Origin of the sequence: Desulfobacter vibrioformis DSM 8776 (assembly GCF_000745975.1) — a bacterium.
In the GTDB taxonomy this organism is placed as follows: Bacteria; Desulfobacterota; Desulfobacteria; order Desulfobacterales; family Desulfobacteraceae; genus Desulfobacter; species Desulfobacter vibrioformis.
The window spans coordinates 14,148-28,579 of the sequence record NZ_KN050796.1; the positions used below are offsets into that span (position 1 = coordinate 14,148).

Below are 14,432 nucleotides of genomic sequence, written 5' to 3' on the forward strand. Positions count from 1 at the left end.
TTCTTGGATTCATCACGAAGTATCTCTTTAATTGTTAATTTACAAGGTCTTTGGTTCTCCTGCTTAATTGGAAATTTCTTTCCATGACCTGACAGAGGTGTTTACTTCGGCCCCCATGATGACTGCGTTGTTATATCTGCCGCCGCCAAGGGTCACAATAGAACCGTCAGTGGTCTTCACATAGAGATGTTCATCGTCAACCAAGGGAGATACCCGGACATTTCCCACAACAATATTCTTAATCACGGTCCCTTCCTCGGCGTCCACGATATAGACTTTACCGCTGTTATCATCCTCTCCCTGGCTTTCACAAGGGTCTTCGGTTTCAGCTGTGGAAGTGCCAAAATAAATATTTCCCGCTGCTGAAAATGCAGAGGCATAAATCCTGTGGCCTGCATCAAGTTTCAGGTACCAGTCCAGGCTTACCGTATCTGTCGAACAGATGCCTTTTTCAGCCGTGTCCGTGTATGCGTAGAAATGATACCTGGTATTGTCCGTGTCAATATCCTCATCATAATAGGGACTGTCACCGGTGCCGAAGAAAATGGTAATGTTGTATTGCTGCTCGCCATGGGCATCATAATGGGTCTGCACGGTCACGGCAGGGGAGGCATAAATGGGCTGGTACCGATAGCTTTCCTGGACCGTGTTGTTATCATCATCGGTAAAGTCCGTATTAATGACGCAGTTTGTAAAACCGTAGTAGTAGCCATCGGGATCGTCGGGTATGATCACCTTGTACAGATATCCCTTGTCAGATCCCACATATATCCGGTCAATATATCCGTTACCGTCCGAATCCACAATGGCAGGCTGGCCGCTGGCCACCCCGCCTTTTCCCCTGTTTGTACCGTCCGGGTCATGGTTTAGATAAATGCGTTCGATCAAATGGCCGGTCTCTATATTGACAAGATAGATGGATGGATAAAGCTCCGGGTCGTCTGTTTTTCCCGAAACAAAAAAGGCCACCCACATGGGCTCACCATTCACCTGGATTCTGCCGATCTGTGAGACAGCGGCAGAAGATCTGCTCCTGTACAGCTCCGGGTCTGCAAACTCCCACATAAACGTTGGTTTATCGGGATCAGTGACATTAAGACAGGTAACCGTATCCCCTCCGTTGCCCTGGGCACACAGCAGCACCGTGGTCCATGTATCGTTGATTTTAACATCTGCAATGGTAGGCGAGGCGTCCACATAGGCCTGGTCATCTTCTCCCAGATTATTGTTTTTCAGTCGGGGAACCAGGTTGGCAGGGATAAATGCCCACAACTCCGCTCCTGTGCCGTAATTCGGGGCAACGTCTTCACCTTCTCCTTCCCATAGAAAATAGCCCCGGTTTTCTTCTTCTTCACTGGTGACGGGATTATCACCCCACCTGAATTTTCCGCCGTCAAAGGCATGGAGCATCCCGTCCCTGGATCCCACATATACAACAGTCCGCCGTGTTTCATTATCCTTGACAAATTTGTCAAACGCTTTTTTTTCTTCATCGGTAACCGCACTGCCGTAATACCACCACGGGGTTCCCGGCGGAATCTGGACCGCAGGTACCGAGTGATCCACCGGACCCAGGAGCCATTCCTTGGCAGTGGTGCTGCCGTCCTTATATCCCCTGACCCAGTTGACCAGCCAGTCCCCGTCAGCTTCGGTATATTGGCCATCCCCGTTAAAATCATAGGTATACCCCTTGCCTATAAGATGGGTCTCGTTCAGGCCGAGCGTGGTATTGGTGATATTGTCCGGGGTAAAGGGTTCCAGGGTTCCCTGGGCCACATAATAGAAGTATGACGCCTTAACAGGTACATCTGCACCCGGGGCAGACTTAAAGGTAACACTGATCTGACCTGTAAACCGGTTGATGGTCCCGCTTCCCCCGAGACTGCCGGAAAGCTCATCGATATGTTTATCCGTAAACTTTTCGGTCTGGTCAGTGATTTCAACGGTCAGCGCACATACCGGGCTGTGTTCAAGGGTGCCTGAAAATTCTGTTTTTATGCCGTCTCCTGTCCATAATTCCTCTTCCGCATGCACGGTGATGCAGTGATAATAAATGGTCCTGGCTGCCGGACCTTGCGCCGTCAGCACCTGGCCTGCGTCCCAGAGCTTAACCGCATCGGTATTGCTGGTATCCTTGGGATCATATCGCCGGGACGCCACCAGATGCCCCCTCAAAGACTTATCCGTCCATGAAAGGGCCGGGGTCTCATAGGCCCCGGAATAGACTACGTTGGTCTGGATCACGGGTTCGGCCCGGGCGAAGTAACCGTTGGTTGCCACCGTGCCGTCAAGTTCCACATCAAGTATTTCAGGGATGCAGGTTTCCAGCTCAGAGAACATCTCCGCCTTCCAGCGCAAGGCCCTGCCTGACAGCCCTTTTTCGGAAAAGTCAACCCGGACTTTTCGTTTGGTATACTGGGGGGTTCCGGGAACCCAGGTATCGGAAATGTCTTCCCCTGGTGTATTCTTTTCATTGTCTGTTTCATAAATTTCATCCCACTCTGTTATTTCGATCCAGGTATCCCCGTCATCAATGGAGAGCCAGTAGTTGATTTCCGTGGTCCCGGAGCAGGGCAGATTGTCATAGACCGTCATGGTGACGGCTGTGAAATATGCTTCGTCATCTTCCGGAACAATGGCATTTTCGGATTCAAGGCTGGCAACCCCGCCGGTGCGCCGTTCGATCTGAAAAACCATATCATTATGGTCTGCATCCCCGCCGCCGGTCAGGTCCTCCCACCCCAGGATCCATTTATTGGGGGCATCGGGCGGGGCACCCACAATGACATGGGCGTATTTTTGTCCGTAGGTAACGGGGAGGACATAGTCCCCGGATAGCTGGACATCAAAGATGGTATCCATCCGGTCAATGGCCGTCTGGGTCAGCCAACCGCCGGCTGTGACACAGTCGGATGCCGTATTTGAATCACCCAGCCTGTAAGTCTTGTTAAAGGTATCGCTGCCGCATGCTCCGTAAGTGTCCGGATTCCAATCTTTTTTTGTAAAAAAAACCCCATTGGTATCCGTGGTGTTCCAGCGCTTGTCTGCTGTCAGAAAAAAGACCAGTTCGGTCCCGCCGGCAATGGTGCCGATGGATTTTTTCATGTCCCTGGCTGTGACGCGGCCGTCACCATCCACCACAAATGTGTTAACAGAGCCGTCCGGATTCCTGGTGCCGTCGTCATAACTGGCCAGATCATCCTCGCTGGTGGTGGGAAAGGAGCCGTTGCCGTACTCTGTGTCCAGAATTCCGTTTCCGCCGCCGCAGCAATCCCCGGTTTCATTGTCGTCATAAATTTTTATGAAAAGCGGGTGCTTGTCATTTTCAGGGATATTGTTCCAGCCCTTGAAGTTTCCGTTTCCGTCAACAGCATCTTTCTTGAGGATGTAGCCGAAATCAGAGACATACCCGGCCCCTTCGTACAAAAAGGTGACAATGACTTCCTGGGTAAAGGGAATGACAATATTATCCGGATCAATGGCGTTATTTCCTGTGTCCAGAACCAGTTTGCCGTCAGACACACTGGTGTTGGTCAGGGCAAAATCGCCTGAATCAAACCCGGAACTATAATTCGTGGAGGTGTTTGTTGCGCATCCGGGGATACCGGAGGGCGATGCAGGGGGTTCTGATTCAACAAAGGAGACGCTGATCCGGTGGCCTTCGAGAACATTTGAAAAAGTGTACTGGTCGTTGGTCAGTTTCGCTTCGGAATCATTGTCCACCGTGACCGTTCCCACTGCATATCCGTCGTCGGGGACCACATCAAATGTGATCTCCCCGTTATACGCCACCTGCTTGTCTCCGGACGGGGTAATGGATCCGTGGTCCCCGGCAGTGGCCGTAACCGTATATAATATTTGCGAAAAAGTCGCCTTAATGGTGTGATTGGCAGTTACGGGATCAAAGGTGTAGGTGCGATCAGTCGGCGTGACCAGTGAACTGTCCACCGACACCTGACTTATTTCATACCCGGTATCAGGAATAATGGTAAATTGGGGCTCATCGTTTTCAGTGATTTCAACCTCGCCGATTGGATCTATGGTGCCGTTGTCTCCGGCAGAGGCTTCAATGGTATAGGTGGTTTCGGCGGGTAGGGGATTGATCTCAAAATTCTCGAACTGCACCGTGCAGGGGGTGCCGGCATCGTGGGAGGTCACAAAAAGCCCAACATCCTGCAGGTTTTGGGCAGTGCCCATGGCTTTACTCTCAATGGGGATCCAGTCGGTTCCGTCTGTGGAGTAAAACCCTTCAAACCAGTAGTCATTTCCCTCTTTGGTCTTGACCAGTTTAAGCCAGCAGGGGGGATCGGAACTGCCTGTATTTGTGTATTTGTCCAACATACCGTTATTGTTGTTATCCCATTGAAAGGCATACCCGTTGCCCGGGGTCACAGAGACCATGCAGTAGCCTGAACTTGAGCCATCCTCATCCATGGCGTTTCTCACCATAATGCCGGCCTTGGCCCACTCATCGGTGTTCTCCTGGGAAACTATTTTGACGATGGCGGTGAACTCGCCTTCAACATCTTCAAGATAATATGCGGCATATTGGTCCGAGCCGGTCCAGACATCATTACCGGCTGCGGTAATGGTCATGGCCGAGTCTGAGGTAATTTCTTTGTGGCTGTTTTCGTCGTTTACCGAGTCATGCCACTGCCAGCTGCTGCTGTTAAATGAAACCTGGGCTGCGCCCAAAGGCAGGGTCGCCATCATGAAACAGATAAGGGTGAGTATGGATAAAGCGGCTGGAACAAGGCTCCGGCCAGCCCGTATTTGTCCTTCAGCCTGCTGTCGGCTGCGGGATACCGGAAAAGGCAGATGTATAGTTGTCATTTTCCCCCTCCTTAATATGGCATAATTGTCCTGGTTTTAAATGTGGTTCAGGGCATTATAAATTCAGTTCATATCAATTGATGTCTGTGGCGTGAAATCCGTCATGGTGTTGGCGTCATCGGACTTATAGCTTTTCCCTGAACCGGATCCGGCCTGGGCCGAATAGGCTATGGCGGATCCGCCGTCAAGTACGCTTGACAAGCCTATTTCAATACCGGCGGTGGCGCCGTCGGCCAAAGTGGCAATGGACGTCAGGTAAATGATATTGTCAGTGTCGTCAAAGACATTAGTGTCATCCTCATTATCCCGGGCCATGACCGTATACGTGGCAATACTGCCCATGCTTCGATTCTTGATCCAGATAAAGGATTCCTTATCAGACGAATCCGTTTTATAGTCAACACTTTCCACCCCGGACTGGGAAGCGGACAGCACCACATCCCAGTCAGTGGCCCCGGTGCTTACAAATGCATTTTTCATGGCATTCATCATAATGATTTTGCCGTGTTCAATCCCTGCGTCCGCAGCAAAAAAAGCGCGTTGCCGGTTTTTTTCCGAGGTTGAAATCATGGTTTCAATGGTTGCGGTATTGGTGGCGGCAATCCCGATCACAGTTAGAAGCACAAGGAATATCATGGCGCTGACCAGGGCAAATCCCCCCTGATTCTCTAATGGGCTGTATTTTTTTAATGGATACATAATATCCTCCGGTGTTTTGGGGCCGTATCTTTAGTTTAATCCGGTTCTTACAGATCCAGATTGCGAATTTTCACGGTAAATGACAATACCCTGCGCGAATAATAATCCGGCTGGGTTGCGCCGGCATGGTCTTCCACAGTTGGTCGCTTGCTGGCAATGCCGTTGTGTTCCCGGGCCGTCCGTCCCACAATAGTAACCCGGGCATACCTGATTTTTGCTTTATCAGCACTTGACATCACGCCGCTGACCAGATTGACCTCTTTATACCGGTCCCCAGTGTCTGTAATATTCACGGTATCGTCATTATTATAATCACCGTAGAATGCCACCTGGATATCCTCTATGTTTTCAGCCACCTTAAAGGCGGTACCATTCTTCTCCCGTCGCAGGTAGTTTTCAGTGTCAACAAAATACCTGATCCCGAGAAGGGAGTTGGGATTGAAAAAATTGATGGTGCTGTTTGTCGGATAGGTGTTCAGTACTTTATTCTCAAAGCCATTGTATGGATGATTTTGAACTTTGTCCTCTGTTCCCCCTCCTGTATCCTGGGCCTGGGTGATAAAAACCAAGTCTGACTGGGAACCGTCCGGGGAGGTAATGATCGCCGGATATCCGAAACTGTCATAGTCTATTCCGTTGCATGAACAGCCGAAACGCCAATCAGAAAAGGGTGATACACCTAAATCTTCCTGAATGTCAGCTTCAGCTGAGCCAGCCGGCATTTGAGCTTTGAGAAGAAGCTGGGGCAGTGCATCACAGGCGATGAGGGTGCCGCCTGTGCCGCATCCGCTTGCATCGTCATCCATATAGGTAATGGTGATGCTGTCTGTTCCGGGTAATCTGTTGTCTGGATCATCATCTGCTAAATTGTTTTCAAAAAAAATGGCGTCGATCAGGCTGCCGTCAAAAGCCATGCCCCTGATACCGTATCCTGCCATCCTCAGGTCTTTTTCAATGTAATACTTGGCGATCCTGACGTTCTGCTGCATCCTGGCCACGTCTTCCTGGATAATGTATGACTTGTTGCTGGTGTCAAATACGTAAAGAATTCCTGTCAGGATAATGCCTGAGATGGCCAGAGCGACCAGAATTTCCAGGAGAGTGAATCCGTATGACGCCTTGCAGGTAAAAGGCTTGGTTATGGCCGATCCTGAAGCTGATATAAATTGAGTCGGCATGGTAATCCTATTGCCTCCCGATTATAGTTGCAAAGAAAAGGGAATGGGATTTGTTTCCAGATGACCAGGTGACGGTAACGGTAACGGTTTTAAGGCTGGTGGCAGGGGTGTCGGCCTGGACAGTGGTCACCCACTGGTATATGTCTTCATTGCCCTGTTCGTCTTGAACCTGCGCGTAAGCAACGGATTTATACCCCTCCAGTTTCTTTTCTATCAGTGCGGTGGCCTCTGTGATATGGCTGGCCTGGCTGTTCCCCTTAATGGCGTCAATCTGCATGACGGCAATGGACAACAGCCCCACACTGAGCACCAGCAGGGCCATCAGTGCTTCAATCAGGGTAAAGCCGTCACTGCCATTTGCTGCCGTTCCATTTTTTAATGGAAATAAACCCTGTGGATTCCATGCCCACGGCATAGGTGGTTTTTTTATTGTTTTCCAGATACACATACCCTGCTGATCCTGATCCTGCGGAGTTAAATATTGCATAATTATCGTTAAAGGTAATATCATCATCACTGAAACTGGTGCCGCCGGCACTCGTGGCGTCCTTGGATGCACTGCCGTGGCCAAAGGAGACGCCGCTTTTATCGGGAATAGTCACCTCTTTTTCAATGGTGTTCTGGTCAAGGTCCCAGGAGTTGTCCCCGCCTTTATCCGAACAGATATAATATTTTCCGGCACCCGCATTAAAAACAATGGCCCAGTCTTTGTTCTGCTTTATGGCGTTGAGTTTGGTGTTCTGCATGTCGGAGTACAACCGGCTTGCCGCATCCTTTAACCTGTAGTTGGCCATAAAGCCGATCAGGTCCGGCATGGCTAATCCTGCTGCAATGCCGATGATGGCCACAGCAATGAGCAATTCCAGCATGGTAAAACCGGATTGGGGTTTCATGGGCCGGCGCTTTCCTTTTCCTTAACAGGGCTTCACTATAAACAAATTTAAAAATATTAATGCAAGGATGATGCAAACCATATCATTTTTTGGGGCAATTCATGTAAGGTATTCAGTTTAACACAGATAAAGGTAAAACATCATGATTATTTAACAAATAATTAGGTATAATAATTGAAAAATTCACAAGTGTTGTATGACTATAAGGTGCGAATTTGTGCATCTTAACAGGTAAAAATTAATTTAATGTCATAATATTTGTACTTTATGTGAAGATATTGAATTAAAGGCAAATGCGAGTTATAATGTTACCTAATTAGTATTTTAATTAATAAAAATAGATTAATATACACTATAGGTGACGTTATGGTATTTGAAAAAATGTCTCCGACCGCAATAGTTGAACAATTAGGGGAGAGACTGAAACAAGCAAGGCTGAATGCCGATTTAACCCAGGCTGAACTGGCATCAAGAACCGGTTTAAACAGGAGGACGATTCTTAATGCCGAGAAAGGTAATGTCCAACTGAAAAACCTGGTCGCAATCTTGGTAAGTCTGGGAATGGTAGAGCAAATCAATATGTTTTTACCTGTGCAGGAAATCTCTCCTTTACAACTGGCTAAACTAAAAGGGAAAAAACGGCAACGCGCTTCGAGGACCCCAAAGAAAAAACGTAAAACCAGAGAAGATGAATCATTATGGTAATCGAAGTCGTTAAAGTAAAATATAACGAACATGATGTCGGTGCCGTCAGTTTCAATACTGAAACAGGTGTTGGCGCATTTGAATATGAGTCTCGTTTTATTCAGTCCGGCATTGAGCTTTCACCTGTAAAAATGCCTTTATCTAAAAAGATTTATTCATTTCCGGAAAATACCAACGAAACCTTCAAAGGATTACCTGGAATGATCGCAGATTCATTACCCGATGATTTTGGTAATGCTGTGATGAATGCCTGGATAGCTAGTCAGGGCAAGTCGCCAACAGAGATCACCCCATTGCAGCGTCTTCAATATACTGGAAATCGTGGTATGGGGGCATTAACTTACTCCCCGTCAATCCAACGCAAAAACCTGAATCGGTCACAACATGTTGATATTCAATCTTTAATTTATATTGCCCAGGAAATTTTGGATAAACGGGAGAAATTCCAAGTAACCCTTGGTTCACAAGGTCAGGAAGATAAAGAGGCAATGACGGCACTACTATCAGTGGGTATGAGTGCTGGTGGTGCCAGGGCCAAAGCAGTCCTTGCATTTAATAGAGAGTTTACCCAGGTAAGGTCAGGGCAAACCAATGCACCTAACGGATTTACACATTTCGTAATGAAGTTTGATGGCGTCAGTGAAGCTCATAAAGGCAAAGAAACATTTGGTGATCCATTAGGGTATGGGACAATGGAGTACGTTTATCATCTCATGGCCAAAGCCTGCGGGATAGACATGATGCCCTGCCGATTACTGAATGAAGGAAATAGACGTCATTTCATTACCCAGCGGTTTGACCGGAAAGGCAATCAGAAGATACATGTACAAACCTTAAACGGAATTGCACATGTAGATTACAAGAAGGTCGGCTCGTACTCATATGAAGAATTATTTTCACTTGCAAGGGAGCTGAAATTAGCTCCAGATGATGCAATACAGATATTTAAGAGAATGGTTTTCAATATTATTGCACGTAATCATGACGATCATTCTAAAAATTTTGGATATTTGCTTGATAATCAAGACAAATGGCAACTGGCTCCTGCCTATGATTTAGCATACAGCTACAAGCCGGGAAGCCCTTGGGTAAGCAGTCATTGGATGAAACTCAATGGAAAAAGAGATAACTTTACCCGCGACGATTTTTATAGCTTGAAAAAAATAAGCCCCATATTTACCAAACGAAAAATTGATCATATCATTGAAGAAATCACAGAGCACGTTTCAGAATGGAATAACCTGGCTATTGAACATAGTGTTCCGCAATCATTAATCAAATTAATAAGCAGCAATTTGCGATTAAACATTTAGCAACGCAATCTTAAAAAAGTTTAATCGAAATGGGGAGACATACTACCGATTCCCAGTTCATCCTTGACAAGGCCTGCACAATACCCTAACCAGATATCTGTAATCGGTTTACTCACCAGCCAAAGGAGTTTGTTATGGTTCATCCGCCGGACACCCTGAGAAAAAAGGTCCTTCAAAGTGATTGCTGGGATCTGTCCCCCATGTTTCAAACCATCGAGGCGTGGGAGGCGCTTTTCCGGACACTGGAGAAGAAACTGCCCATTTATGATGATTTCAAGGGCACTCTTGCCCAGGGGCCTGATGCGCTTTTAGCCTGCATTGAATTCGACCACAGCGTCGGGCGGGATATGGAGACTTTGTATACATTTGCCCATCTGAAAAACGATGAGGACAAAACCCAGTCGGATAACGAGGGTCTTTCCCAGCGTGCTTTAAATCTTTACACCCGCATCGGGGAAGCTTCAAGTTTTATTTCGCCGGAAATCGGGGCCATACCAGCTGAGCAGCTGACAGCGCTTTTAGATAAAGACGCCTTTGCGCCATACCGGTTTTACCTGGAACAGATTATCAGAAACATTCCCCACACCAGAGATGCACAAACCGAACAGCTGCTGGCAATGGCCAGCGAAAGCCTGGGTGCCCCCCAAAGAATTTTTTCCCAGCTGGACAATGCAGATCTTACTTTCGGTACGGTAAAAAATCCCGCAGGCGATGTGCTGCCTTTGACCCATGGCAACTTTATCACTTTTCTGGGAAATAAAGACAGAAATTTTCGCAAAACAGTCTTTGATCAATATTACCAGACCTACCATGACCACAGACACACCATGGCTGCTACCTTATCAGCCTCAGTAAAAAAGGATCTGTTCTGGGCAAGGGCCAGGCAGTTTGATTCGGCACGAAAGGCTGCCCTGTTTGCGGACAATGTTCCGGAAGATGTCTACGACAACCTGATTCTCAATGTGAAAAAAGCATTCTCACCCCTTTACCGATACCTTGATTTCAGGAAACAGGCCCTGGGCGTTGACGAACTGCACATGTACGACACCTATGTGCAGCTTGTACCTGATATTGATTTTCACATGGACTATGAACAGGCGGTTGTTACCTGCATTGAGGCCCTTGCGCCCCTGGGCCGGGACTATTGCCGTACCCTGGAGCAGGGCCTGCTTAAGGGCTGGGTGGACAGATACGAAAACAAAGGAAAACGAAGCGGGGCCTACTCTTCGGGATGTTACGATTCCAACCCCTATATCCTGCTCAACTATGATCCGGATTCCATTAACAGCCTGTTCACACTGATTCACGAGGCAGGGCATTCCATGCATACCTTTCTTGCCAACAAAGCCCAGCCCTATCCCACCCACGGCTATACGATTTTTGTGGCCGAGGTGGCCTCAACCCTCAATGAAATACTTCTGGCCCGGCATCTTCTGGAAAAATACAGGGATGACCCAAAAATGAAGGCCTATATACTGAACCGGGAAATTGACAATATCCGGGGCACATTTTTCCGCCAGACCATGTTTGCCGAATTTGAACATATCATCCATACGCGTTCAGGTGAAAACCAGGCCCTCACCATTGAAACGTTCACATCCGTGTATAAAGGGCTTTTATCTGTATATTTCGGCGATAAAATGGTCATTGACGAAGCCCTTACCCTGGAATGCCTGCGCATCCCCCACTTTTATTCGTCCTTTTACGTTTATAAATATGCCACGGGTCTGGCGGCAGCCCTTGGCATTGCCCGGCGGATAACAGACAAGGGCAAACCTGCCGTGGACGATTACCTTGCCTTTCTCAAACTCGGGGGATCCATGTTTCCCATTGATGAACTCCGGGTGGCGGGTGTGGACATGGCTGATATTGCCCCTGTGCAGGCAGCCGCATCCCACTTTGAATCACGGATCAGCGAACTGGAAACCCTGTGGCAGTCCATTTAGACCCCGTCCCCATAGAACCCATTGGGGTGATCCATACTTGTTTCAAGGAAAAATTCGGCATTCCCCGGCAGCCCAACCTTGCGGCCAGGGCTCCGGGGATGCTTGAATTTCTGCCTGAATTTGCAAGGCCCGAGGCTGTAAGAGGACTTGAACAATTTTCCCATATCTGGCTGGTTTTTGTTTTTCACAAAGCTGTGAAAAAGGATGGGAAATGGTCTCCCATGGTACGCCCCCCACGTCTTGGGGGGAATAAAAAGGTGGGCGTATTTGCCTCGCGCTCCCCGTTCCGGCCCAACCCCATCGGCATGTCCTGTGTCCGGTTAGAAGGCATTGAATCTACACCCAAAGGGCCGGTGCTTCACCTGACCGGCGTGGATATCCTGGATCAAACCCCTGTTCTGGACATTAAACCTTATCTGCCCTATTCAGACCGGCTGGACACTGCCCGGGACGGTTTTGCACCGGCGCCGGACAACAAGACTTGCCAGGTCAGTTTTTCGGACACGGCAGGGGCCCAGATCCGGGAAAGGGAAAAGACCATACCCAATCTGCTGACCCTCATTACCCAGGTACTGGAAAATGATCCCCGGCCCGCTTATTGCATTACTCATTTTCCCAATTTGGAAAGAGACTCCCGGACGGATGTGCCGGAAAAAAATCGTGTATACGGTATCCGGCTGTTTGACTTTGATCTCAAATGGCAGGCAGCAGGAAATCAGATCCGGGTGCTTTGTCTGGATCCGGTTTAGGACCGCAGATGAAATAAATAGAATTAAGCGCATCAACAGGAGGAACCCTTTATGAAATTGCGAAAAATAACCTCGTTAACCATGTTTCTGTCTTTTCTGCTGCTGATCGTGACCAGCGTTGTTCTCTATGTTGTTCCCGAGGGACGGGTGGCCTACTGGTCTGACTGGCACTTTATGGGATTAACCAAAACCCTTTGGGGCGATATTCATATCAATCTTGGTGTTCTGTTTCTCATTTCAGGCCTTTTGCATCTGTACTACAACTGGAAACCCATGGTCACCTATATGAAAAACAGGGCCAAACAGCTTAAGATTTTTACCCCGGATTTTAATATGGCCCTTGCTGTCACGCTTATTTTCACTTTTGGAACCCTGCTTCATATTCCGCCCATGAGCACCATTCTTGATTTCAGCGCATCTTTCAAGGATGCAGGCGCCCAAAAATACGGGGAACCCCCTTACGGGCATGCGGAACTCTCCTCTTTGAAACTGTTTGCCAAACGCACCGGTCTTGATATTGAAGTGATCAAACACCAGCTTCAAAAATCAAATATTGCATTTGGTGATGAATCCTGGACCCTGCTTGACATTGCCCGGGCAAACCACTGCACCCCCAAAGATGTATATGCGGCCATGCTGCCGCCTGTGAAAACAACCGACGCCACAATTTTTCCTGACCAGCCCTTTCCCGGCATCGGAAGAATGCGTTTAAAGGATCTATGTACCCAGTACAACCTGGATACCGAAAAAATCATCACCGGCCTTGACGCCAGACAGATTAAGGCTGAGCCGGATCAGACCATCAAGGAAATTGCCGAAGCCAAAGGCATGGAACCCCAGACACTGTTTGAAGTCATTCACGACGTGGTCACATCATTATAAACATATCAACATATAATGTAGAAGACCAGGTCTTGGGCAAAGGTTTCCCCGCCTTCCACCATGATCAGGGTCTGGCCGGACCCTTTATCCGATGGCCTGAAATAGCCTGGCAGGCGGGTTCCCTCAAAGGGGATCTCCACAAACCCCAGGGCCGGGGAAAAAAGAGCACCGCCCTGTGTCATCAGGCGGCGCATTAATAGGGCCAGGGGTAAAAATCGGGGACCATCGGGCAGTATGGAGACCATGTTTTTATCCATTTCAAAGCAAGGATCAGCTCTTTGGACTGTAATGGCGTTTCAGCCAGGATCCCAGCCCGTCTAGTCCGGGAAACAGCACACGCTCCGTGATATTACACAGATCCAGTTTATCCCGGCATTCCCATTTAAGGCCCGCCGGAATAATGATGCGCTGGAAAAGATCGGAATGAAGGTTCAGCCAGTCATCAATTACGCGGCAGGGATTGGGCATGACGGAAAAGAGGGCATACTGGTTCACGATGCGCTCGTCAATGGATGGCGGCTCAAAAAAGAGCAGGAACTCCTCGGACCGGCCCAGGGCATCAAACTGGGTTAAGGTTTCAACATACTGATGAAAGGTTTTTTCCCCGGCGTGGCAATCCGGCCGTTCCTGGCCGATACCGGTGAGCAGCTCCACGGTAAACGCCTGGGCACCTTCTGCGGCCAGTTGTTCTTTAAGTTCGGCCGGCAGCCGGTCATGGACCTGTTCATAATTTATCCGCCAGATCACCCCGTCCAGGTTAAACCGTTCAATGTTGGCCAGGGCAAAATGAAGGGCAATATAGGGAGAATAGGTCCAGTCCATGAGGCGGGTGGGCAGTCCGTGGTGCTGGGCCACGGCCAGAAGGTGCCAGAAGGAATCGGGTTCTTCCCGCCCCTGGGCCCTGGAATATTTGCGGAAATTGCGCAGCAGATGCTTTTCAAGGGACCAGAACGGTCCGCCCAGGCGCATCAGAGAGGTTTCAAGGCGGTAGGATGCATCGGACAGGCCCCGGTAAACAAAGGGTGGCCGGAACCTTTGGATGGCATCATTCCAGGATCCTTTGAACAATTCTTCCTGGAGCATGCCCCAGGAATTAATAGTGATGTCCGGCATATAATCCCCTCCCTCCCCGGGGCAGCCCCGGTGTTTTTGTTTTTTCGTAGGCCATGGCCCAAAGGGTAAATATCATATTTGTTTGAATTGTTCATCCTGTTTGCAGTCAGACAGATGCTAT

General features: G+C 48.7%; 12 protein-coding genes. 5 read left to right on the forward strand and 7 right to left on the reverse strand.

Annotated features, from left to right (window positions below):
- Positions 1-63: 63 nt before the first annotated feature.
- The 5 genes from Q366_RS19295 to Q366_RS22110 all read right to left on the reverse strand — a co-directional run bounded on the left by Q366_RS19295 (position 64) and on the right by Q366_RS22110 (position 7,603).
- Entirely contained in the window at positions 64-4,833 is a 4,770-nt protein-coding gene (locus Q366_RS19295; protein ID WP_035242487.1) for a PilC/PilY family type IV pilus protein, read from the reverse strand.
- A gap of 63 nt (positions 4,834-4,896) precedes the next feature.
- Positions 4,897-5,532, reverse strand: a complete 636-nt coding sequence (locus Q366_RS19300; RefSeq protein WP_035242489.1) for a pilus assembly PilX family protein — start codon at positions 5,530-5,532, stop codon at positions 4,897-4,899.
- Between the two features lie 47 nt (positions 5,533-5,579).
- On the reverse strand, positions 5,580-6,710 hold the full coding sequence (locus Q366_RS19305; protein WP_035242491.1) for a prepilin-type N-terminal cleavage/methylation domain-containing protein: 1,131 nt from the start codon (positions 6,708-6,710) through the stop codon (positions 5,580-5,582).
- A gap of 7 nt (positions 6,711-6,717) precedes the next feature.
- A complete protein-coding gene (locus Q366_RS21670; protein WP_342668612.1) occupies positions 6,718-7,158 on the reverse strand; it encodes a type IV pilus modification PilV family protein in 441 nt (146 codons plus the stop codon).
- The gene (locus Q366_RS22110) at positions 7,058-7,603 is read right to left on the reverse strand and encodes a pilus assembly FimT family protein (RefSeq protein ID WP_051958177.1); all 546 of its coding nucleotides are present in this window, start codon (positions 7,601-7,603) and stop codon (positions 7,058-7,060) included. Before Q366_RS22110 ends, Q366_RS21670 begins: the two co-directional genes overlap by 101 nt.
- Positions 7,604-7,969: 366 nt before the next feature.
- Here Q366_RS22110 and Q366_RS19320 point away from each other — a divergent pair, with 366 nt between their 5' ends.
- The 5 genes from Q366_RS19320 to Q366_RS19340 all read left to right on the forward strand — a co-directional run bounded on the left by Q366_RS19320 (position 7,970) and on the right by Q366_RS19340 (position 13,198).
- The gene (locus Q366_RS19320) at positions 7,970-8,308 is read left to right on the forward strand and encodes a helix-turn-helix transcriptional regulator (RefSeq protein ID WP_035242494.1); all 339 of its coding nucleotides are present in this window, start codon (positions 7,970-7,972) and stop codon (positions 8,306-8,308) included.
- Entirely contained in the window at positions 8,302-9,621 is a 1,320-nt protein-coding gene (locus tag Q366_RS19325) for a type II toxin-antitoxin system HipA family toxin (RefSeq protein ID WP_035242496.1), read from the forward strand. The genes Q366_RS19320 and Q366_RS19325 overlap by 7 nt, the downstream gene beginning before the upstream one ends.
- Positions 9,622-9,755: 134 nt before the next feature.
- Positions 9,756-11,567: an oligoendopeptidase F gene (pepF, locus tag Q366_RS19330; RefSeq protein WP_051958178.1), complete on the forward strand. Its 1,812-nt coding sequence runs from the start codon at positions 9,756-9,758 to the stop codon at positions 11,565-11,567.
- Positions 11,552-12,316 (forward strand): tRNA (N6-threonylcarbamoyladenosine(37)-N6)-methyltransferase TrmO, encoded by a 765-nt coding sequence (gene tsaA / locus Q366_RS19335; RefSeq protein ID WP_051958179.1) that lies wholly within the window; start codon positions 11,552-11,554, stop codon positions 12,314-12,316. Before pepF ends, tsaA begins: the two co-directional genes overlap by 16 nt.
- Positions 12,317-12,367: 51 nt before the next feature.
- Entirely contained in the window at positions 12,368-13,198 is an 831-nt protein-coding gene (locus Q366_RS19340; RefSeq protein ID WP_035242498.1) for a DUF4405 domain-containing protein, read from the forward strand.
- A 5-nt stretch (positions 13,199-13,203) separates the two neighbouring features.
- Here Q366_RS19340 and Q366_RS19345 read toward each other — a convergent pair whose 3' ends face one another.
- Entirely contained in the window at positions 13,204-13,443 is a 240-nt protein-coding gene (locus Q366_RS19345) for a hypothetical protein (RefSeq protein ID WP_156968253.1), read from the reverse strand.
- Positions 13,444-13,468: 25 nt separating this feature from the next.
- Positions 13,469-14,311, reverse strand: a complete 843-nt coding sequence (locus tag Q366_RS19350; protein ID WP_035242501.1) for an FRG domain-containing protein — start codon at positions 14,309-14,311, stop codon at positions 13,469-13,471.
- Between the last annotated feature and the right edge of the window lie 121 nt (positions 14,312-14,432).